We start from the raw sequence: 20,756 nt of genomic DNA on the forward strand, positions 1-20,756 counted from the left end.
GTAAAATGAAGCAAATAAGACATTTGATTTGTACGTAAAACGATGTTTAGGTCTTTACCATGCTGAATTAAAGCGTGTTTTTTAAAATTGAGAGTTTGAATGATGCAGTCAAGTGAGCGCCCTGATACGCCGTGTGTAGCGGTTTGTTCTACTGGAATGGGTGACGATGTCTGTAAAGGCTGCCAGCGCACGATGCTGGAAGTCGCGCACTGGGTCATGCTCAGTGATGCAGAAAAAGAAGTGGTTTGGTTACGTCTAGAGCAATATTGGGCCGACCAAGGGAAAACACCGCCGTGGCTAAAACGCGGAAAGTGATGTTTTTTTACGACGATTATATCGGCGAGTCCACAAAACTATAAAAACCAATACTAGCGTTCAACGCTATGGAGAAAAAATGCAACACGGCATTTTAAAGCAATGGAAAAAAGATTTCGGTTTTATTCAAGTTGAGAATGGCGAACGTTTCTTTGTTCATATCAGTACCTTAAAGCGTGGCGGTATTCACCAGCCCCGAATTGGCGACACGATTTACTTTACGCTAGGTAAAGATAAACAAGGCCGTGCCCGCGCGCAAACGGCAGGGCGTAATCCAGAGCAGCTCGAAAAAGCCAATGCTCGCCGTGCCGCACATCGCCAAGCCAATAGCCAGCCGCAAACGGATTGGATTGACTATCTTGCGCTGGCTGGCTTGCCTTTGGCTTTACTTTTGGCCGCTTTTTCACCTGCCCGTTGGTGGATACTCGGCATCATGGCCACCCTCAGTGTGTTTAGCTTTGTAATGTATGGCTTTGATAAGGCGCAGGCTCTGCGAAATGCGTGGCGCGTACCTGAAGCCAATCTGCATCTATTTGCCGTGTTGGGTGGCTGGCCCGGTGCTGTATTAGCGCAACGCCGCTTACGTCATAAAACACAGAAAGGCACATTCCGTATCGTGTTTGCCGCTTGTGTGCTGATCAATATATTGGTATTGGCGTATTTGCTGAGAGCTGGTGTGGTGGGTATTTGATGCAAGGCTTTGTTTAATAATGACTGTGGCTGAATACCCTGTTGATCGGTGTTCATCCTCGCAAGTTTTTATATGCCGCTGCGTTGACTGGTTAAAAACGCCGGCACTTTAGCGGCGGTTTGCCGGTTAATCGCGCACAAAAGTGATGGGTCTACCTTGCTGCATTGATGTTGTTTACGCAGCGTTTGGCTCAAGTGATTGATTAAATGAACGGTCACTTCGGCATCCGCCTCGGCGCGGTGGGCGTTGCCAGAAAAGCGAATCTTTAATTCCCGCGCTAATTCACCCAGTTTGTAACTTGGACGCTGTGGCATCAAACGGCGCGCTAATAAGAGCGAGCAGACCAAATGCTGGTGCTGCGGCTTGAGTCCAAGCCCCGTGCTTTCGGCCAGCAAAAATTTATTATCAAAACTGGCGTTGTGGGCGGCGAGCGCGTCTTTGCCGATAAATTGGATGAGTGCGGGCAACACTTCAGTGACACGGGGTGCGCTGTTGACCATGGCCTGCGTAATGCCCGTGATGGCAGTGATCTCGCGCGGGATGCGGGTGCCGCAATTGACTAAAGACACAAACCGCTCGATCACCTCACCATTAACCACACGTAAAGCCGCCACTTCGGTAATGCGCGCGCCCATGGCAGGGGAAAGTCCGGTTGTTTCAAAGTCGAGCACAATCAGTGGCGTGTCTAGCATGGTGACCTTAGTTGTGATGTATTGCTCCACAGTCATTAATAAATAATGGCTACAGCGATATACGGTAATATTACTGGATGATGCCCAGTCGTTGGCGGATACCGTCTAAGTAAATCTGCGGATTAGCTTGTGTGTTGTTACGCTGCGCTTGCCAAATCATTTCCGCTAGGCAATCGAGCATATCGTGTAGTGCGCGGTGCGCATCACTGTGTTTTGCGTGCAGTTGTTGATACAAGGCGCGAACGCCAGTAGGCTGATCAATTGACAATTGTTCGGCCAGCGCCAAATGCAAACTTAAATGCAAGAAAGGATTGGTGTCGCCGTGCTCGGGCGGCCAGTCGTGATCAAGATAGTCTTGGTTCAGAAATAAATGATATTCGGGATGGGCAATCAGCACATCGACCAGAATGGCTTCTAGATCAGCCAAGGGCTGAGCTTGCAGATGCTTTTGCCAAGTCTGAATAAAAAAGCGGCGCGCTTCATCGCGGCTGGGATTAAATAGCATGGGTGATGAGTCTTAATAGGTTGGCGGTGTATTTTATATACGAAAATGATTCAGTACACGAAAGGCACGAAAAGTACGAAAAATCTTAGTTTGTAGTTACTTTGAGTTTTTATGCTTTTGTTCGTGGCTTTCGTGCTTTTCGTGGACGAATGGATTGTTCTAGTCGAAAAGCGCAACAAGGACGCTATTGTCGACCACTTGATTGCTTTTGGCGAGGGGCGCGATCTGGCCGTTGCCATAAAATCCGGCAAACGGCACGCCGGGTAGGGCGCTACGCAGTACATTCCAGTCTGGCTCGGTAATCCCACTGCCTGCCATCGCGCGGCGGTGCCCAGAAAAAGCCAAGCCCCATTTGGGCTGTGCACGCCCAGCCAGTTGGCTCATTAATTGCAGGCCTAAATCTTGGCTAGCCGCAGCGCTATCAAAATGTCCCCAGCACAAATTCATGCCAACCGGCACTTCATGGGCCAACATAATGGCTTGTTTTTGTTCGTCCACGCCAATCACCGGAATCCACAGCATGTCGCTGGGTGAATCACCGATGCCAGCCATTAAATTATGTAAATCATATTGACGCAGCCATGTGCGTAAAGTCGGGTAGGCTGACTGTGAATCCAGTGTGTCGAGCATCAAACCATTGCTAGCGGTCACGCGATAGGGTTGGCTTAAAGCTTGAAAGCCTTGCGACACCACAATGCTGCGCGGGGTGAGGGCGGTTTCGATGAAATCGGGATGTTGTCGACCGTTTTGCCAAATCGCATAGGCGCCGTTACCAGTGGCGTCGCCCGCAATACCACCAAAACGCTGTCCACCACGATTGAGCCATTGTTGATTAATGGCGTTGGGTGCGGCCAAGGCAAAGTGAGTGTCTGTGCTGAAGTTGAATGGCATCGCAGCAGGTAGAACGATGGCTGCGGCGGCTGGCGCGTCGAGTGACCAGTCTTGATCGCTGAATACGCCAGCAGCACTTGCGCCAAAGATATCAAAGCTACCCGTTACTTGAGTGACTGCACGCAAGGTGGTGTTGATTTCGTACTGAAAATGCGTCGACAAAAATAAAAAGATGCGCCCAGCGTGACTTAAACCGCCGCGTGCCATGGCTGAACTGACCGCCGCGATGGCCACTTGTGGCGTGGCACGTGGGCCGTGGGCGTAGCCGCTTGCTGGAATCATTGTTTAGCCTGGATATCAAAGTCTCTGCGACAATACATAAAATAGAGGATGGTGAGCAATCTTATGGATAATATATATGACTTTTCTGTGACAACTGCAGCGGGAGGCATCCAAAGTCTGGCTGACTATCGTGGGCAGGTGATTTTGATTGTGAATGTGGCAAGTCAATGTGGCTTCACTGCGCAGTATGCTGACTTGCAGCGACTCTATGCACAATATCGTGAACAGGGCTTGCTGATTCTGGGTTTTCCTTGTGATCAATTCGGTGGGCAAGAGCCTGGCAGTAATGCAGAAATCGCACAGTTTTGTCAGTTGAATTTCGGCGTTGAGTTTCCGGTCTTTGCCAAAATCGAAGTCAGAGGACCGAGTGCTGCGCCGCTCTTTAACTATTTAACACAGCAACGACGTGGTTTTTTGGGCTCACGCCAGATTAAGTGGAACTTTACGAAGTTTGTCATTGATAGAAAAGGGCGTGTAGTAAAGCGATACGCGCCTTATCGTAAAATTGCTGATTTGCAGAGTGATATTGAAAAGTTACTGCTTGCCCCTTGAGTCAATACGGATTTGCATTGATAGCAAAGGGCTTTTGCGGTAGAATTCGGCCAATTTTGTAGCGAAGTAATTTGTACAAAAATTTTCACGCAAGGCAGAAAGCCGAAGAGCAGTACAAATTGTACGGCGAGGCGAAGTAACGATGCGTGGGAGATTTTGTCTTACTACTTATGGAAACGGGGTTGGCCAAGCTAACTCCGTTTTTCTACGCCTACCCCACAGATTTTGACTTATTGGGCGCAATGCCCTGGAGCCGCCCCGTGTCCACGACAGTTCCCACGCCAGCCGCGATCCCTGCCATTTTGGCGCTTGCCGACGGCACCATTTTTCATGGTATTTCTATTGGTGCTGAGGGTGAAACCCTCGGTGAAGTGGTATTTAATACCTCAATGACAGGTTATCAAGAGATCTTGACTGACCCTTCATACACCAAGCAAATCGTTACATTGACTTATCCGCACGTGGGTAATTACGGTGTGAATGCAGAAGACGCAGAAAGCCGTTCGGTGTTTGCCGAAGGCCTGATTATTCGTGATTTGCCACTCTTGCACTCAAATTTTCGCGCCACGATGAGTTTGGGGGAGTATCTCAAGCAAAACAACGTGGTTGCTATTGCTGATATCGATACCCGTAAATTGACACGCATTTTGCGTGAAAAAGGTGCGCAACCTGGTTGCATTATCAGCGGTGAAAATATCGATGAAGCGGCTGCGGTAGCGAAAGCGAAATCGTTTGGCTCGATGGCCGGTCAAGATTTGGCGAAAGTTGTGACTTGCGAAAAATCGTTCGAATGGACGACAGCGGAATGGAAATTGGGCGTAGGTTACACCGTTCAATCTAATCCAAAATACCATGTCGTGGCTTACGACTTTGGCGTGAAGCACAATATCTTACGCATGCTGGCTGAGCGTGGCTGTAAATTGACGGTGGTACCAGCACAAACGCCTGCTGCTGATGTTTTGGCACTCAATCCTGATGGCGTGTTCTTGTCAAACGGCCCTGGCGATCCAGAGCCATGCGATTACGCAATCACTGCAATTCAAGAATTGTTGGCGAAGAAACTCCCGATTTTTGGTATCTGTTTGGGGCATCAATTGCTCGGTTTGGCAGCTGGCGGCAAAACCAGCAAGATGAAGTTCGGTCACCACGGTGCAAACCATCCAGTGCAAGATTTGGATAGCAAGCACGTGATGATTACGAGCCAAAATCATGGCTTCCAAGTCGATGAAACTAGCTTGCCAGCGAATGTACGCGTTACGCATCGCTCATTGTTTGACGGTACGGTACAAGGTATTGAATTGACGGATACGCCAGCGTTCTCGTTCCAAGGTCACCCAGAAGCGAGCCCAGGCCCGCACGATGTGGCCTATTTGTTTGATAAGTTCATTGCGCAATTGGCAGAACGTAAGGTGTGAGAGTGGGCGGCTTGTAATGCAAGCCGCAATATTCGAACTGATTATCCATGTATAGATAAAGGAGTTAGGTGCAGTAGTGAAGCAGGTTGAGGTGAAAATCTCCTTGCGGCCACGCGCCTCACAAAACAATGCCAAAACGTACCGACCTTAAAAGCATATTGATTATTGGCGCAGGCCCGATTGTGATCGGCCAAGCGTGTGAATTTGACTACTCTGGCGCGCAAGCTTGTAAAGCGCTGCGCGAAGAGGGTTACAAAGTTATTTTGGTTAACAGCAATCCTGCGACCATCATGACCGACCCGAATATGGCCGATGTGACTTACATTGAGCCGATTACGTGGCAAGTTGTGGAAAAAATTATCGAGAAAGAGCGCCCAGACGCGATCTTGCCGACCATGGGTGGCCAAACAGCGCTGAACTGTGCGCTCGATTTGTGGCACCACGGCGTGCTCGACAAATACAAAGTTGAATTGATTGGCGCAACACCAGAAGCCATCGACAAAGCCGAAGATCGTCAAAAATTTAAAGTGGCGATGGATAAAATTGGTTTGGGTTCAGCGCGCTCAGGCATTGCACATAGCCTTGAAGAGTCATTGGCCGTACAGGCGCAAGTCGGCTTCCCGACGATTATTCGTCCATCGTTCACGATGGGTGGTTCGGGCGGTGGTATTGCCTACAATATGCAAGAATTCATCGAGATCTGCACACGCGGTCTTGACCTCTCGCCAACGAAAGAATTGCTGATTGAAGAATCGTTGTTGGGTTGGAAAGAGTATGAGATGGAAGTGGTTCGTGATAAGAACGACAACTGCATCATCATCTGCTCGATTGAAAACTTAGATCCAATGGGTGTGCATACCGGTGACTCGATCACGGTTGCGCCAGCGCAAACGCTGACTGACAAAGAATACCAAATCATGCGTAATGCATCGATTGCTGTTCTGCGTGAAATCGGTGTGGATACCGGTGGCTCGAACGTGCAATTCTCGGTGAACCCTGCCGATGGCCGTTTGATTGTCATCGAAATGAACCCACGTGTATCACGCTCTTCAGCGTTGGCGTCAAAAGCAACGGGTTTCCCGATTGCTAAAGTGGCGGCAAAATTGGCGGTAGGTTACACGCTCGATGAGCTCAAAAATGAAATCACTGGCGGCAAAACGCCAGCATCTTTCGAGCCATCGATCGATTACGTGGTAACGAAGATTCCTCGTTTTGCGTTTGAAAAATTCCCGCAAGCGAATGACCGCCTGACGACGCAAATGAAGTCAGTGGGTGAAGTGATGGCCATCGGCCGCACTCAGCAAGAATCATTGCAAAAAGCCTTGCGTGGTCTAGAAACTGGCATGTCTGGCTTTGATGAAGTTTGTACCGATCGCACCAAGATCGAATCAGAAATCGCAACGCCAGGTCCAGAGCGTCTGTGGTATGTCGCGGATGCTTTCCGTGTTGGCTTGACCTTGGATGAAGTTCACAATATTTCGAAGATCGATCCATGGTTCTTGGTGCAAATTCAAGACATCTTGAACGATGAAGCCGCTTTGCGTGGCCGTGCAGTAGAAAGCGTGACTAAGCTTGAATTCCGTAAACTGAAACGCAAAGGTTTCTCGGATCGTCGTTTAGGTACTTTGCTTGGTTGCGATCAAAATGCAGTGCGTAAGGCGCGTCATGCATTTGGTGTTCGTCCGGTGTATAAACGCGTAGACACCTGCGCCGCTGAGTTTGCGAGCGATACTGCTTATATGTATTCGACTTACGAAGAAGAATGCGAAGCAGCGCCAACGGATAAAAAGAAAGTGATGATCTTGGGCGGTGGCCCGAATCGCATTGGTCAGGGTATCGAATTTGACTACTGCTGCGTGCATGCGGCTTTGGCTTTGCGTGACGATGGTTACGAAACCATCATGGTCAACTGCAATCCAGAGACAGTCTCTACTGACTACGATACTTCCGATCGCTTGTACTTCGAGCCTTTGACCTTAGAAGACGTATTGGAAATCGTTGCGGTTGAAAAACCATTCGGCGTGATCGTTCAATATGGTGGTCAAACGCCATTGAAATTGGCGCGTGCGCTTGAAGCCAACGGTGTGCCAATTGTTGGTACTTCGCCAGATATGATTGACGCAGCCGAAGATCGCGAGCGTTTCCAAAAATTATTGCAAGATTTGCAATTGCGTCAACCGCCAAACGCCACAGCGCGTAATGAGCAAGATGCATTGCATTTGGCGCGTGAATTGGGTTACCCACTCGTGGTTCGTCCATCGTATGTATTGGGTGGCCGCGCGATGGAAATCGTTCATTCAGACAAAGACCTCGAACGCTATATGCGCGAAGCAGTGAAAGTGTCGAATGATTCTCCAGTATTGCTGGATCGCTTCTTGAACGACGCGATTGAAGTTGATGTGGATGCGATTTCTGATGGTACTGATGTAATTATCGGCGGCATCATGGAGCATATCGAACAAGCGGGTGTTCACTCAGGTGACTCAGCATGTTCATTGCCACCGTATTCATTGAGCAAAGAATTGCAAGACGAATTACGTCGCCAAACGGTGTTGATGGCTAAAGGCTTGAACGTGATTGGCTTGATGAATGTTCAGTTTGCGATTCAAGGTAAAGGCGCTGACGCGAAGGTTTATGTGTTGGAAGTGAACCCTCGTGCTTCACGTACTGTGCCGTATGTGTCAAAAGCAACGAGTGTGCCGCTAGCAATGGTAGCTGCGCGTTGTATGGTCGGTCAGTCATTGGTATCGCAAGGCGTTACTACGGAAGTGATTCCACCGTACTACTCAGTGAAAGAGGCGGTTTTCCCATTCGCTAAATTCCCTGGCGTTGATTCAATTCTCGGCCCTGAAATGAAATCAACCGGTGAAGTGATGGGGGTGGGTACGACTTTTGCCGAAGCCTTTGTTAAATCACAATTGGCTGCAGGCGTGGTATTGCCAACGCAAGGTAGTGTGTTTATCTCTGTGCGTGAAGGCGACAAAGCCGCTGCGATCGAGTGTGCGACTATCATGGCAGGCCTTGGTTTCAAAGTCTTGGCAACCAAAGGCACTGCAGCAGCGATTGAAGCTGCGGGTGTTGCCGTGACTGCAGTGAATAAAGTGACCGAAGGTCGTCCACACATCGTAGATATGATTGTGAATGGTCAAGTTGGCATGATTTTCAACACGGTGGATGAGCGTCGCCAAGCAATTCAAGACAGCTACTCAATTCGTCATGAAGCATTGAAAGCTAAATTGCCAGTATTTACGACCATCGCAGGTGCGAAAGCGGCTTGTGTAGGTATTCGTGACATGAAAGAGTTGAACGTTTACAGTTTGCAGGACTTGCATTTACAGTTGAATAACTGATAACGTATTGCACTTAAAGTTGAAGCCGCTGCTCCGTCTGGAGTGGCGGCTCTTGTTTTTATTGGCGGCGATGAACGTTGCTAATTGGAGAAATAGTATGATTAAAGTCCCACTGACGGTGGTTGGCGCTGAAAAACTCAAAACAGAGTTAGCCCATCTAAAAAGCGTAGAGCGCCCTACAGTCATTGCGGCGATTGCCGAAGCACGCTCGCATGGTGATCTCTCTGAAAATGCTGAATACGATGCAGCGAAAGAGAAGCAAGGCTTTGTTGAAGGTCGTATTGCTGAGTTGGAAAGTAAATTGTCGAATGGGCAAATTATTGATCCAAAAGAATTGGCGGAAACCGCAGAAGGCCGCGTGGTATTTGGTGCCACCATCTTGCTGCAAGATTTAGAAACTGAAGCCGAAGTGACGTATCAAATCGTTGGCGATGATGAAGCCGATATTAAAGCTGGCAAAATTTCAGTATCAAGCCCGATTGCACGTGCTTTAATTGGCAAGTATGCCGAAGATGTGGCTGAAGTAATGGCACCTGGCGGTATTCGCGAATATGAAATTTTAGAAGTTCAATATCTATAACTGAGACGGAGTAGGGGTATTGCCTTGAGGTAATTTATAGGCAATGGCTCCATTCATATACATCATGGGTAATGGTCTAAAAAATGTGCTCACCACGCTCTGGATTGGTGGAATGTGGATTGTTGGTGTCATCGTTACACCTGCGCTATTTGCTAGTTTAGATAAAGCTGTCGCCGGCATGGTGGCAGGTAAGTTATTTCATGCTATCGGTTGGATTGGTATTGTCGCGGGTATTTTTTTGGCGATCTGGTGGATTTGGAAAGACGGCTTGCGCGCATTTCAAGGGCTACGCTTATGGTTGATTCTTGGCATGTTATTGTGTACGTTGGTGAATCAGTTTGCGATCTTTCCCATGATTGCCGAATTAAAACCCGTGGTGAGTAATGCGGCAGAAGGGATGTTTGGTGGTGGTTTAGCCCAGTGGCACACCATTTCGAGCTTGATCTACTTGCTGCAGAGTGTGATGGGTCTAGCCTATGTTTGGAAAAGCGATTATTAATTGCTTTGCTATTCCAGTAGTCTGAGTTACTTTTTACTAGGCATAAAAAAGGCGGCTAAGCCGCCTTATGATTATTTTGCTACTTTCTTTTGTTTCGGTAGCAAAATCTTCGGTTTGTCTGTATTGCTTGGACGGAAAATAAGCAGTAATTTACCAAGATGCTGCACTGGGCAAGCTTCTAATTCAACACAGATTTGTTCCATATATTGAACACGTGCTTCGCGATCATCGCCAAGTACACGAATCTTAATTAATTCATGTGCATCTAAATTGATTGCAATTTCGCGCATCACTGATTCAGTTAGGCCATTACTGCCAATCATCACGACCGGATTAAGATGGTGCGCTAAGCTGCGCAAGTGGCGGCATTGATCTGCGCTAAGTTGTAACATGAGATTAAACCTTAAAAAACCTTGATATAACCGGATAGTCTACCTGATGGCTCGTTCTAATTCCAGTAATGTATGGCTACAAGAGCATGTTAATGATCATTACGTGCAGATGGCGAAAAAAGATGGCTATCGCGCAAGAGCTGCGTATAAGTTGATCGAAATTGACGATAAAGACAAATTATTAAAGCAAGGTATGTGGGTTGCTGACTTGGGTGCTGCACCTGGTAGTTGGTGCCAAGTGGCAGCCCAAAAAGTTGGCCCGAGCGGGCGTGTTTTTGCACTGGATATTTTGGAAATGGACCCGATCCGAGGGGTTGAGTTTGTACAAGGCGATTTTCGTGAAGACGAAGTGCTGGCTGAATTTAATAGCCTGCTTAACGGACGACAGATAGACCTTGTCATTTGCGATATTGCCCCCAATATAACGGGTAATGCCGATACTGATCAGGCGCGCAGTATGTATCTATGTGAGCTAGGCTTGGAATTTGCACGTGAACAGTTGAAACCAGGTGGCAATTTTTTGGTTAAAGTGTTCCAAGGATATGGTTTTACCGAGTATATGACGGCGATGCGGGAAACTTTTGCCTCCGTTGTGACTCGAAAACCTAAAGCATCGCGTGACCGTAGCCCAGAAGTTTATTTATTGGGTAAACAAAAAAAATCTTAAACGCGTAAAATAGAATTTATACCCGTTTTAGAAACTCAGGAGTAAAGCCTTGAATAATCTCGGCAAGAATATCGCCATTTGGCTGATCGTTGGCTTAGTGCTGATGACCGTCTTTAATCAGTTTGCACAGCGCCAAGATGGCGCAAGCCAATTGCCCTACTCACAATTTATGGTGGATGTAGAGCAAGGTAAAATTGCGAGTGCTGAAATCCAAGGTAATCCATTGCGTGGGCAGCTTATCCGTGGCAAAAAAACGGATGGCAGTAGCTATTCCAGCCTAGCGCCTTTTGATTTCCGCTTGGTTGATACGTTGATTAAGCACAATGTGAAATTTGCAGCGAAGGCCGAAGAAGAACAAGGCTTTTTAACCAGCTTGCTTGTTAACTGGGGACCGATGTTATTGTTGATCGGTGTTTGGATTTTCTTCATGAACAAGATGCAAGGTGGTGGCAAAGGTGGTGCCTTTAGCTTTGGTAAATCAAAAGCCAAAATGCTTGATGAAAATAATAACTCAGTGACGTTTGCCGATGTGGCGGGTTGTGATGAAGCCAAAGCCGAAGTTTCAGAGATTGTTGATTACTTGCGTGATCCAAGCAAGTATCAAAGTCTTGGTGGCCGTATGCCGTGCGGTATCTTGCTGGTTGGTTCACCTGGTACGGGTAAAACCTTGTTGGCCAAAGCCATCGCAGGTGAAGCTAAAGTGCCATTTTTCTCGATTTCGGGCTCTGATTTCGTAGAGATGTTTGTTGGTGTTGGTGCTGCTCGTGTTCGTGACATGTTTGAAAATGCCAAGAAAAACGCGCCGTGTATCATCTTTATCGATGAGATCGATGCAGTCGGTCGTCAGCGTGGCGCAGGCATGGGCGGCGGTAATGACGAGCGTGAGCAAACGTTGAATCAAATGCTCGTTGAGATGGACGGTTTTGAAGGTAACTCAGGGATTATTGTCATTGCGGCAACGAATCGCCCTGATGTACTTGACCCCGCTTTATTGCGTCCAGGTCGATTTGATCGACAAGTTACTGTTGCATTGCCAGATATTCGTGGTCGTGAGCAGATTTTGGCTGTGCATATGCGCAAAGTACCGATTGCAAATGATGTTGATGCGTCGATTATTGCACGTGGTACACCTGGTATGTCTGGTGCTGATTTGGCCAACTTAGTCAACGAAGCAGCCTTGTTTGCTGCACGTCGTAATAAGCGTTTAGTCGATATGGATGATTTTGAGTCGGCTAAAGATAAGATTTATATGGGCCCAGAGCGTCGCAGCATGGTGATGACTGAAGATGACCGCCGGGCAACGGCGTATCACGAATCTGGTCATGCCGTGGTCGCAGAAATGTTGCCAGGTACCGATCCAGTGCATAAAGTAACAATCATGCCGCGTGGTCGTGCCTTAGGTTTGACTTGGCAACTGCCTGAGCGTGATAGTTTTTCTTTGTATAAAGATCAAATGCTAAATCGCCTTGCTATTTTGTTCGGTGGGCGTGTTGCAGAAGATTTGTTTATTCATCGTATTTCGACTGGTGCTTCAAACGACTTTGAGCGTGCAACCGGCATGGCGCGCGATATGGTGACGCGTTATGGTATGACCGAAAAATTAGGTCCTATGGTTTATGGCGATAATGAGGGTGAGGTATTTCTTGGTCGCTCGGTGACGACGCACAAAAATATGTCTGAAGCAACGATGATGCAGGTCGATGCTGAGATTCGTCGAATTATCGATGAGCAATACGCGGTAGCTGAGAAAATCTTGGAAGAAAATCGCGATAAAGTAGAAGCGATGACTGCGGCATTGATGGAGTGGGAAACGATTGATCGTGAGCAAGTGCTCGACATCATGGCCGGCCGTGAACCACGTCCACCTAAAGGTCTGCCAGTTACTGTTGCCGTGCCGTCAATTGATGTTGGTAACCTACCATCTGGCGGTGCTGAGGCTTCAACTACCCCGGCCACAGAAGTCTAAGTTTGATGGTTTAATTTGAAAAAGGCGACCATGGTCGCCTTTTTTCTTGTCTAGGAAAAGTATGTCAATGTTTTCGTGTGGAAGGTTTCAGCTGGATCTAAGTCGTCCATGGGTCATGGGGATTGTGAATGTAACGCCAGATTCGTTCTCTGATGGTGGGCAGCACGATACTTTAGTGCATGCCGTTGCACATGCTGAAAAATTACTCAAAGAGGGCGCTGATATATTGGATATTGGTGGTGAATCAACTAGACCAGGTGCCGCCGCGGTGCCTGTAGAAGAGGAGATTCGCCGTGTTATTCCTGTTATTCAAGCGCTATCAAGTTTGAATGTGCCACTATCGATTGATACTCGTAAACCTGAAGTAATGAGGGCCGCGATTGATGCTGGTGTTGATTTGGTTAACGATATTTCGGCGTTAGAAGGTTTAGGGGCGATAGATTTGCTGGCTAAAAGTGCGGTTGGTATTTGTTTGATGCACAAGCAGGGTGATCCACAAACGATGCAAGTCGCACCAAGTTATCAGAATGTTGTGGAGGAGGTAACTCATTACTTGTCTAAGCGGATTGAATTGGCGCAGGCGTCAGCAATCTCAGCAAACCGCATAGTAGCTGATCCTGGTTTTGGTTTTGGTAAAAGTTTAGAACACAATATTGCCTTGTTTCAATCCATAGACAAAATGGGCACTCTATTAGGAGTGCCATTGCTGATTGGAGTTTCGAGAAAAAAAATGTTGGGCGAAATCACTGGGCAGGAATTGCGTGAAAGAATGCTAGGTAGTGTCATTGCTGCGGTACTGGCAGTTCAAAAAGGGGCTTCCATTGTGCGAGTTCATGATGTCAGGGAAACGGTTGATGCATTAAAGTTGTGGAAAGTATTAAAATAGCTGCATTACAGGAAAGGGAATAAATAATGGCTCGTAAATTTTTCGGCACCGATGGTGTGCGTGGTTTAGTCGGTGAATATCCAATTACACCCGAGTTTGCAATGAAGCTTGGTTTTGCCGCAGGTAAAGTGTTAGCTGCTAGCAAATTACGCAAGAATGGCGAGCATGCCGCTGTATTGATCGGTAAAGATACCCGCGTGTCAGGGTATATGTTGGAAGCTGCATTGCAGGCAGGCTTTAATGCGGCCGGCGTTGATGTGTATTTAACAGGCCCGTTGCCAACGCCTGGGATTGCATATTTAACTCGAGCGCTGAGATTATCAGCTGGTGTCGTGATCTCTGCATCGCATAATCCTTATCACGATAATGGCATTAAATTCTTTGGTGCCAGCGGTCAAAAATTGCCAGATGACATCGAGATTGCGATCGAAGCAGCAATTGAAGAAGTACAGCCTTGTGTTCAGTCGAAACAGATAGGCAAATCAAAACGAATTGACGATGCAGCTGGCCGCTACATTGAATTTTGTAAGTCGACCTTTCCGAGTGAGCTTGATTTACGTGGTTTGAAACTCGTGGTGGACTGCGCTCATGGTGCGACATATCACATCGCGCCACACGTATTTCATGAATTAGGCGCTGAAGTTGTTAGTATTGGCGTCAATCCAAACGGATTTAATATCAACGAAGAAGTCGGTGCTACACATCCTGAGACTTTGCGCCTAAAAGTGCTTTCCGAAGGTGCGAATTTTGGTATTGCCTTGGATGGTGACGGTGACCGACTGATTATGGTCGACCGCGACGGTACGATCGTCGATGGTGATCAATTGCTGTATGTCTTGGCGAGTCATCGTCAACAAAAAGGCAATCTAGGTGCCGGTGTAGTCGGTACTTTAATGACCAATTTGGGCGTTGAAAATGCTTTAAAAGCCAAAGGTATCGGATTTGTTCGTGCCAAAGTCGGTGATCGTTATGTGATGGAACAACTTCGTGCCCATGAATGGCTGGTCGGTGGTGAAGGCTCCGGTCATTTACTGTGCTTGGATAAGCATTCAACTGGCGATGGCATTATCTCAGCTTTACAAGTGCTGCAGGCCTTGCAAGAAAGTGACCAAACCTTGGCTGGTTTTTGCAAAGATTTAACTTTGTCTAAGCAAGTGCTAAAGAATGTGCGCATTGCTAAAGGTTTTGACTGTCATGCTTCAGAAAAAATCTCTGCTGTTGTGAAGCAAGCTGAAGTAGAAATGGGTATTGAAGGGCGTGTTTTGCTCAGGCCTTCAGGCACCGAACCCGTTGTTCGCGTGATGGTTGAGCATACTGATCCAACTTCAGCACGTGAATGGGCCGAAAAAATTGCTTCAGTCGTACAGGCTGAAGCAGAAGAATAATATAGAAGAATAATATTGAATGAATAACTACCCAGTTTTTATTCGAAAGCTGGGTAGCTTGCTTTTGGGGTGGTTATCTAATTAAATCGAAACGTTGACATTGATTTCTCAAGATCATTTGCCACTATCGTCAAGCCATCCATTTCATGTTTCATCGCTTTGCTATCTGAGTTTGTTCTATTCAAACCCTGACTAATTCGGCTGACTTGCTCTGCGATGGATTGAGCTGAGGCAGTTTGCTGATCCACAGCTGCTGCAATCGATGCCATCTTTTCTGCGACTTCTTCACTTTCAATTCTAATTTGGGTTAAAGATCGAGAAACGGTTTGCCCGTGTTCACTAAAGTCACGTAAGTGAATGGCGGCAGCTTGTATCGCTTTTGTTGTGACCTTGGTGTTGTTTTGGGTTTTTTGTAAAATCTCTTGAATTTTTTTTGTTGAATCGGTCGTGTGTTGCGCTAATTTTCTAACTTCATCAGCGACAACTGCAAAGCCTCGCCCAGATTCACCTGCCCGGGCAGCTTCAATCGCGGCATTTAAGGCTAGTAGGTTGGTTTGATCGGCGATGTCTTTAATTGTGCTGCTGACCGCAACGATATCGCTAAATGAGAGCGACAGTGTTTGCATTTCTGTTTCGACTTGTTGGAAGTGGCTTGAAAATGAGGCTAGATTTCTGAGTGTTGTTTGTCCAGCTTGATCTGCATCGATTGTGGCGTGCAGCGATGACTGTGCTGTCGCCGCAGCCTGAGAGGCGAGTTGGCCAACATATGCAATGGCAGCGCTGAGAGTATCACTACCTTGGCCGATTTCACTTAATTGCTGTGATTGCGACTCGGTATTCTGGCTAACTGCGCTACTTAACTCCGTAATTCTTTGTGCGTCAGCACGGCTTTCAATCGCGGCATGACTAGTTTGAGTAAGGACGCGGTGTAGTTGTTGCAAAAACTGATTGATAGCCACACCTAAATGGCCGAGTTCATCTTTACTTTCCGGCATCCGCATAGAGATTTGCCCGTCACGGAGTTGATTGGCCACTGCACTCATCGTGTTTAATGATTTTTGTAGTCGTTTTGCAAAACCCAATTGTGAAAATACAATAATTAGGCCGGCAAAAATGATAGGGATAATCACCCCCCAAATCAGTTGTTTGATGTCTTTTTCGATAATCTCTTTGGCTTTATTGGCATCAAGCGAAATCGCTTTTGATAGCTCAGAAATCTGTGCGATTGCAGGTGTCAAATCATTACGAAACAGCTGCTCGGGAATGGAAATTGCATCCTCTGGGCTCGTTTCTGCGATTTGTACAGCATTGCGAAACTGGCTCAAATAGCGTTGCCATTTTTGTTCTAAGGACTGTGTGAGAACATTCGATTGCTCAGCAGTCAGCACTTGGCTGAGTTGTTTTTGCGCATCGGCCACTTGGGCCTCGCCTTCTTGTAGGCTTTGATTAATATCGGGTGACATCACGTCTAATCTAGATACTGAAAGCATCGTTGATTTCATTTGTGCTAACTGATTGAGGCTGGTTTGCATTTGCTGATTGGCATTGAAGTTTTGATTCAAAATACTTAATTTCCAACTGCAGATCATAACGGCAACGAAGAGGGCGCCGACAGTGATGGCGCTGACGAGTTTGAGCTGTGTGGAGATTTTCATTGGTGACCGACATTGAATGAGCATGATTTTACAGAATAGAGTAGTCGTGTTTCATTTGTGTTACATCAAGTGTTGTGCGCGAAAAGAATGGGTATATCCATACGATTAATGCTATATATGGCGTAGGGTAATATACATAACAAAAAAAGCCGCAAAAAGCGGCTTTTTTCATGGGTTAAATTTTGGTAATTAACCAAATTTACCCGTAATGTAGTCTTCAGTTGCTTTTACTTTTGGAGCAGTAAAGATCGTATCGGTTTCATCCATTTCGATCATTTCACCCAAATACATATAAGCGGTGTAGTCAGAAATACGCGCAGCTTGTTGCATATTGTGGGTCACGATCGCAATCGTGTAGTCTTTTTTCAGTTCATGAATCAATTCTTCAACGTGAGCGGTTGAGATTGGATCCAGTGCTGAGGTTGGTTCGTCGAGTAGCAAAATCTCAGGTTTAACGGCAACCGCACGTGCAATGCATAAACGTTGTTGCTGACCACCAGATAAACCCAAACCTGATTGTTTGAGCTTGTCTTTAACTTCGTTCCATAGTGCCGCTTTGGTAAGCGCCCACTCAACACGATCATCCATTTCGGACTTGCTAAGCGATTCGTATAGCTTCACACCAAAGGCCACATTGTCGTAAATCGACATTGGGAATGGCGTTGGCTTTTGAAACACCATGCCAACCTTGGCACGTAGCATGTTCAGGTCAACATCCGAATCGAGAATGTTTTTACCATTCAGAATGATTTCGCCCTCGCCGCGTTGCTTTGGATAAAGATCATACATGCGGTTAAAAGTACGCAAAAGTGTTGATTTGCCGCAGCCTGATGGACCGATAAACGCAGTTACATGGCCTGCTAGAATATCTAAATTGATGTTTTTCAAGGCATGAAAATTGCCGTAATAAAAATTTAGATTCTTGATGGACAAGCCCGATTTGATTTGATTGCTCATAATTTATTCCGTCACAAAGTCAATAATTAGTGTTGATTAGGCTGGCGCAGCATGACGCGTGCAATGATATTCATGGCCAAAACAAACAAGCCAATCATCAGCGCTCCCGCCCAAGCAAGTTGATGCCAGTCTTCATAAGGGCTCATTGCAAATTGGAAAATCACAACGGGTAAGTTGGCCATCGGTTGATTCATGTTTGAATAGAATTGGTTATTCAATGCAGTAAAGAGTAATGGTGCCGTTTCGCCCAAAATACGCGCAATTGCGAGCAATATGCCGGTTGCAACCCCAGATTTCGCGGCCTTAAGCGTCACTTGCGTAACCATTTTCCATTTTGGCGCACCTAATGCATAGGCAGCTTCGCGCATCGCAGTAGGAACCAGTAAAAGCATATTTTCTGTGGTACGAAGTACAACTGGAATTACCAAAATGGCCAAGGCAAAAGAGCCTGCCCAGCCAGAAAAGTGCCCCACTTGTGCCACATAGACAGTAAAGACAAAAAGACCAATCACGATCGATGGTGCAGAAAGTAAAATGTCGTTAATGAAGCGAGTTGCGGGTGCTAGCCAGCCTTTTGCGCCAAACTCTGCAAGGTAAGTGCCTGCCAAAATGCCAATCGGCGTGCCGATCAAAACACCAACCGCAGTCATTTGCAGGCTGCCCATAATGGCATTGGCTAAACCACCTTGGCTACCAGGTGCTGGTGTACTTTGTGTCAATGTCTGGATTGTTAGACCTGCGAGACCATGTGAAAACAGGGTATACATAATCCAAAAAAGCCAAAAAAGACCAAAAGCCATCGCTAGCATAGATAAAATCAAGCTGACTTTATTTAGTAGACGGCGGCGGAAGTAGAGATTTTTATTCATTGTCATCATGATGGCCACCGATTAAGAGTGTGAGCCTTCATTGCGGTTTAAGCGCAAGAGGAGCAGTTTAGAAAGCACCAATACCACAAAGGTAATGAAGAACAATAACAGACCAAGTTGAATCAATGACGCGGTATATAGTTCACCATGTGCTTCAGTAAATTCATTGGCCAGTGTTGCTGATATGGTCGTTGCGGGGTCAAACAATGAATTCATTTCATTCATCGAATTGCCAATCACAAATGTAATCGCCATGGTCTCACCAAGGGCGCGACCAAGACCTAGCATGATGCCGCCGATAATGCCTGTTTTGGTGTACGGGACCACAACATGACGGACCACTTCCCATGTGGTGCTACCTAGCCCGTAAGCAGATTCTTTTAATAGTGGTGGTACGACTTCGAACACATCACGCATCACCGACGTCACAAATGGAATCACCATAATGGCAAGGATTAAGCCGCCCGTAAACATACCAATACCCATTGGTGGGCCATCAAACAGCGCGCCAATAAATGGGATGCCAGCAGTGCTCTCAGTTAACCAAGGCTGTACATGTTCGGAAAATAATGGAGCGAAAATAAACAGACCCCACATGCCGTAAATAATAGATGGAACGCCTGCAAGTAATTCAATACAAATGCCGAGTGGGCGACGTAGCCATATCGGTGAAAGCTCAGTCAAAAAAATGGCAATACCAAAACTAATTGGCACTGCAACTAAAAGTGCGATTGCGGATGAAATTAAGGTACCGCGAATCGAAGGCCAAGCACCAAATTGCTCGGTGACTGGATTCCAATCAGTAGAAGTAATGAATCCAAAGCCAAATGCTTTGATGCTGGGTAGCGCACCATACAGCAGAGAAATAATAATAGCGCTGAGTAGTGCTAGTACGAAGAAAGCAAAGAAACGGGTGCTATTTACAAAAATTGTATCTTGCAATCTTTGTATTTTCATCCGTTGGGACAAATTTGACATCGGAAATTCTCCAGACCTACATTTCTACAAACTAAGAAGCACACAGACAGAGCTGCCTGTGTGCTTCTTTTCGCGCGCGGATTGTAACTCTGCGCTCAATTAGTGTGTTAATTATTTCCAGATTGGTGCTTTACCGTCGGTCATTTGTGACTTCCAGTTGGCTTTAATCATTGAAACAACATTGTCTGGCATTGGGATGTAATCAAGATCAAGTGCTACTTTGTCTGCATCAGCGCCATATGCCCAGTCAAAGAACTTCAAGACTTCAGCTGCTTGTGCCGGTTTGTCTTGTTTCTTGTGCATCAAAATAAAAGTAGGGCTTGCAATAGGCCAAGCATCTTTACCTGGTGCATTTGTTGTTACCAAGAACATGCCTGGCGCGTTTTTCCAGTCCGCGCTAGCGGCTGCTGCAATGAATGTATCTTCAGAAGGCTTAACAAATGCGCCGGTAGAGTTATTTAGTTGCGTGTATGAAAGTTTGTTTTGTTTTGCATAAGCAAACTCAACATATCCAATTGCACCTTTGATTCGTTGTACGTAGTTAGCAACACCTTCGTTGCCCTTGCCACCAACACCGGCCGGCCATTGAACTGAAGTATTTGCACCTACTTTCTCTTTCCACTCTGGAGAAACTTTAGACAGGTAGTCAGTAAATAAGAAAGTTGTGCCTGAGCCGTCAGAGCGGCGAACTACGGTGATGTTTAAGTCAGGTAAAGCAACACCTGGATTTAAAGCCACGATCGCTGGATCATTCCATTTTTTGATTTTGCCGAGGTAAATGTCGCTCAGTACTGCTGAGTTCAACTTCATTTGGCCTTGTTGTACGCCTGGGATGTTAACAACAGGTACAACACCGCCCAGTACTGTTGGGAATTGCATCAAACCTTCTTTATCCATATCAGCTGGCTTAAGTGGCATATCAGAAGCACCAAAATCTACAGTTTTTGCAGAGATTTGTTTGATGCCGCCGCCAGAGCCGATTGATTGATAGTTCATGCCAGTGCCAGTCTTTGCTTTATACATTTCAGCCCATTTTGCATACAGCGGGTATGGGAATGTTGCGCCAGCACCTGTGATATCAGCAGCAATGGCTTGAGTAAACAGGCCAGCAGCTAAGCCAGCAGTAATTAGCATTTTGTGAGCTAAAGTCATGGTAATTAAAATCCTAAGTGATCAGAAGTGAATATTTATTGAACAGTACGCATCCTAAACACAAATTGTTTCCGTAA

Annotated in this window: 20 protein-coding genes; 11 read left to right on the forward strand and 9 right to left on the reverse strand. The window is 46.5% G+C overall.

The window, feature by feature from the left end; translation table 11 throughout:
- Positions 1 to 99 precede the first annotated feature (99 nt).
- Positions 100 to 315 carry a DUF1289 domain-containing protein gene (locus tag K4H28_RS04125; protein ID WP_221007140.1) on the forward strand — a complete coding sequence of 72 codons (216 nt, stop codon included), beginning with the start codon at positions 100 to 102 and terminating at the stop codon, positions 313 to 315.
- Between the two features lie 79 nt (positions 316 to 394).
- Positions 395 to 1,006, forward strand: a complete 612-nt coding sequence (locus tag K4H28_RS04130) for a DUF1294 domain-containing protein (protein WP_221007141.1) — start codon at positions 395 to 397, stop codon at positions 1,004 to 1,006.
- Between the two features lie 68 nt (positions 1,007 to 1,074).
- Here the strand turns inward: K4H28_RS04130 and K4H28_RS04135 are convergent, their stop codons facing one another.
- The 3 genes from K4H28_RS04135 to K4H28_RS04145 all read right to left on the reverse strand — a co-directional run bounded on the left by K4H28_RS04135 (position 1,075) and on the right by K4H28_RS04145 (position 3,376).
- A complete protein-coding gene (locus K4H28_RS04135; protein ID WP_255573615.1) occupies positions 1,075 to 1,734 on the reverse strand; it encodes a 3'-5' exonuclease in 660 nt (219 codons plus the stop codon).
- A gap of 34 nt (positions 1,735 to 1,768) precedes the next feature.
- On the reverse strand, positions 1,769 to 2,203 hold the full coding sequence (locus tag K4H28_RS04140; RefSeq protein WP_221007142.1) for a DUF1841 family protein: 435 nt from the start codon (positions 2,201 to 2,203) through the stop codon (positions 1,769 to 1,771).
- 159 nt (positions 2,204 to 2,362) lie between these two features.
- Positions 2,363 to 3,376 carry an FIST N-terminal domain-containing protein gene (locus K4H28_RS04145; RefSeq protein WP_221007143.1) on the reverse strand — a complete coding sequence of 338 codons (1,014 nt, stop codon included), beginning with the start codon at positions 3,374 to 3,376 and terminating at the stop codon, positions 2,363 to 2,365.
- A gap of 63 nt (positions 3,377 to 3,439) precedes the next feature.
- Here K4H28_RS04145 and K4H28_RS04150 point away from each other — a divergent pair, with 63 nt between their 5' ends.
- The 5 genes from K4H28_RS04150 to K4H28_RS04170 all read left to right on the forward strand — a co-directional run bounded on the left by K4H28_RS04150 (position 3,440) and on the right by K4H28_RS04170 (position 9,772).
- Positions 3,440 to 3,928 (forward strand): glutathione peroxidase, encoded by a 489-nt coding sequence (locus tag K4H28_RS04150; RefSeq protein WP_221007144.1) that lies wholly within the window; start codon positions 3,440 to 3,442, stop codon positions 3,926 to 3,928.
- A 260-nt stretch (positions 3,929 to 4,188) separates the two neighbouring features.
- Complete coding sequence (gene carA / locus K4H28_RS04155; RefSeq protein ID WP_255573616.1) at positions 4,189 to 5,343, forward strand: glutamine-hydrolyzing carbamoyl-phosphate synthase small subunit; 1,155 nt, start codon at positions 4,189 to 4,191, stop codon at positions 5,341 to 5,343.
- Positions 5,344 to 5,471: 128 nt separating this feature from the next.
- Positions 5,472 to 8,693 carry a carbamoyl-phosphate synthase large subunit gene (carB, locus tag K4H28_RS04160; RefSeq protein WP_221007145.1) on the forward strand — a complete coding sequence of 1,074 codons (3,222 nt, stop codon included), beginning with the start codon at positions 5,472 to 5,474 and terminating at the stop codon, positions 8,691 to 8,693.
- Between the two features lie 97 nt (positions 8,694 to 8,790).
- On the forward strand, positions 8,791 to 9,273 hold the full coding sequence (gene greA / locus K4H28_RS04165; protein ID WP_221007146.1) for a transcription elongation factor GreA: 483 nt from the start codon (positions 8,791 to 8,793) through the stop codon (positions 9,271 to 9,273).
- A gap of 43 nt (positions 9,274 to 9,316) precedes the next feature.
- Positions 9,317 to 9,772, forward strand: a complete 456-nt coding sequence (locus tag K4H28_RS04170; protein WP_255573617.1) for a DUF4149 domain-containing protein — start codon at positions 9,317 to 9,319, stop codon at positions 9,770 to 9,772.
- Positions 9,773 to 9,843: 71 nt separating this feature from the next.
- Here the strand turns inward: K4H28_RS04170 and yhbY are convergent, their stop codons facing one another.
- Positions 9,844 to 10,164, reverse strand: a complete 321-nt coding sequence (gene yhbY / locus K4H28_RS04175) for a ribosome assembly RNA-binding protein YhbY (RefSeq protein ID WP_221007147.1) — start codon at positions 10,162 to 10,164, stop codon at positions 9,844 to 9,846.
- Positions 10,165 to 10,207: 43 nt separating this feature from the next.
- Between yhbY and K4H28_RS04180 the strand changes: the two genes are divergently transcribed.
- The 4 genes from K4H28_RS04180 to glmM all read left to right on the forward strand — a co-directional run bounded on the left by K4H28_RS04180 (position 10,208) and on the right by glmM (position 15,068).
- Complete coding sequence (locus K4H28_RS04180; RefSeq protein WP_221007945.1) at positions 10,208 to 10,831, forward strand: RlmE family RNA methyltransferase; 624 nt, start codon at positions 10,208 to 10,210, stop codon at positions 10,829 to 10,831.
- 49 nt (positions 10,832 to 10,880) lie between these two features.
- Complete coding sequence (ftsH, locus tag K4H28_RS04185; RefSeq protein ID WP_221007148.1) at positions 10,881 to 12,797, forward strand: ATP-dependent zinc metalloprotease FtsH; 1,917 nt, start codon at positions 10,881 to 10,883, stop codon at positions 12,795 to 12,797.
- A gap of 115 nt (positions 12,798 to 12,912) precedes the next feature.
- Positions 12,913 to 13,683 (forward strand): dihydropteroate synthase, encoded by a 771-nt coding sequence (gene folP / locus K4H28_RS04190; RefSeq protein ID WP_308443483.1) that lies wholly within the window; start codon positions 12,913 to 12,915, stop codon positions 13,681 to 13,683.
- A 26-nt stretch (positions 13,684 to 13,709) separates the two neighbouring features.
- A complete protein-coding gene (gene glmM / locus K4H28_RS04195) occupies positions 13,710 to 15,068 on the forward strand; it encodes a phosphoglucosamine mutase (protein WP_221007150.1) in 1,359 nt (452 codons plus the stop codon).
- A gap of 77 nt (positions 15,069 to 15,145) precedes the next feature.
- On the opposite strand, the gene K4H28_RS04200 is transcribed toward glmM, so the two are convergent.
- From K4H28_RS04200 to pstS, 5 genes are all read right to left on the reverse strand, one after another.
- Complete coding sequence (locus K4H28_RS04200; RefSeq protein ID WP_221007151.1) at positions 15,146 to 16,723, reverse strand: methyl-accepting chemotaxis protein; 1,578 nt, start codon at positions 16,721 to 16,723, stop codon at positions 15,146 to 15,148.
- 189 nt (positions 16,724 to 16,912) lie between these two features.
- Positions 16,913 to 17,680 (reverse strand): phosphate ABC transporter ATP-binding protein PstB, encoded by a 768-nt coding sequence (gene pstB, locus K4H28_RS04205; protein ID WP_221007152.1) that lies wholly within the window; start codon positions 17,678 to 17,680, stop codon positions 16,913 to 16,915.
- A gap of 26 nt (positions 17,681 to 17,706) precedes the next feature.
- The gene (pstA, locus tag K4H28_RS04210; RefSeq protein ID WP_221007946.1) at positions 17,707 to 18,549 is read right to left on the reverse strand and encodes a phosphate ABC transporter permease PstA; all 843 of its coding nucleotides are present in this window, start codon (positions 18,547 to 18,549) and stop codon (positions 17,707 to 17,709) included.
- Between the two features lie 21 nt (positions 18,550 to 18,570).
- Positions 18,571 to 19,527, reverse strand: a complete 957-nt coding sequence (pstC, locus tag K4H28_RS04215) for a phosphate ABC transporter permease subunit PstC (protein ID WP_221007153.1) — start codon at positions 19,525 to 19,527, stop codon at positions 18,571 to 18,573.
- A 111-nt stretch (positions 19,528 to 19,638) separates the two neighbouring features.
- Entirely contained in the window at positions 19,639 to 20,679 is a 1,041-nt protein-coding gene (gene pstS, locus K4H28_RS04220) for a phosphate ABC transporter substrate-binding protein PstS (RefSeq protein WP_221007154.1), read from the reverse strand.
- Positions 20,680 to 20,756 lie beyond the last annotated feature (77 nt).

The organism is Deefgea tanakiae, from assembly GCF_019665765.1.
GTDB classification, from domain to species: Bacteria; Pseudomonadota; Gammaproteobacteria; order Burkholderiales; family Chitinibacteraceae; genus Deefgea; species Deefgea tanakiae.

Bases quoted from the DNA above. Each gene is read 5' to 3' on its own strand.
- K4H28_RS04125 (WP_221007140.1), top strand. From the start codon at position 100: ATGATGCAGTCAAGTGAGCGCCCTGATACGCCGTGTGTAGCGGTTTGT.
- K4H28_RS04130 (WP_221007141.1), top strand. From the start codon at position 395: ATGCAACACGGCATTTTAAAGCAATGGAAAAAAGATTTCGGTTTTATT.
- K4H28_RS04135 (WP_255573615.1), bottom strand. From the start codon at position 1,734: ATGACTGTGGAGCAATACATCACAACTAAGGTCACCATGCTAGACACG.
- K4H28_RS04140 (WP_221007142.1), bottom strand. From the start codon at position 2,203: ATGCTATTTAATCCCAGCCGCGATGAAGCGCGCCGCTTTTTTATTCAG.
- K4H28_RS04145 (WP_221007143.1), bottom strand. From the start codon at position 3,376: ATGATTCCAGCAAGCGGCTACGCCCACGGCCCACGTGCCACGCCACAA.
- K4H28_RS04150 (WP_221007144.1), top strand. From the start codon at position 3,440: ATGGATAATATATATGACTTTTCTGTGACAACTGCAGCGGGAGGCATC.
- carB (WP_221007145.1), top strand. From the start codon at position 5,472: ATGCCAAAACGTACCGACCTTAAAAGCATATTGATTATTGGCGCAGGC.
- greA (WP_221007146.1), top strand. From the start codon at position 8,791: ATGATTAAAGTCCCACTGACGGTGGTTGGCGCTGAAAAACTCAAAACA.
- K4H28_RS04170 (WP_255573617.1), top strand. From the start codon at position 9,317: ATGGCTCCATTCATATACATCATGGGTAATGGTCTAAAAAATGTGCTC.
- yhbY (WP_221007147.1), bottom strand. From the start codon at position 10,164: ATGTTACAACTTAGCGCAGATCAATGCCGCCACTTGCGCAGCTTAGCG.
- folP (WP_308443483.1), top strand. From the start codon at position 12,913: ATGGGGATTGTGAATGTAACGCCAGATTCGTTCTCTGATGGTGGGCAG.
- glmM (WP_221007150.1), top strand. From the start codon at position 13,710: ATGGCTCGTAAATTTTTCGGCACCGATGGTGTGCGTGGTTTAGTCGGT.
- K4H28_RS04200 (WP_221007151.1), bottom strand. From the start codon at position 16,723: ATGAAAATCTCCACACAGCTCAAACTCGTCAGCGCCATCACTGTCGGC.
- pstB (WP_221007152.1), bottom strand. From the start codon at position 17,680: ATGAGCAATCAAATCAAATCGGGCTTGTCCATCAAGAATCTAAATTTT.
- pstA (WP_221007946.1), bottom strand. From the start codon at position 18,549: ATGAATAAAAATCTCTACTTCCGCCGCCGTCTACTAAATAAAGTCAGC.
- pstC (WP_221007153.1), bottom strand. From the start codon at position 19,527: ATGTCAAATTTGTCCCAACGGATGAAAATACAAAGATTGCAAGATACA.
- pstS (WP_221007154.1), bottom strand. From the start codon at position 20,679: ATGACTTTAGCTCACAAAATGCTAATTACTGCTGGCTTAGCTGCTGGC.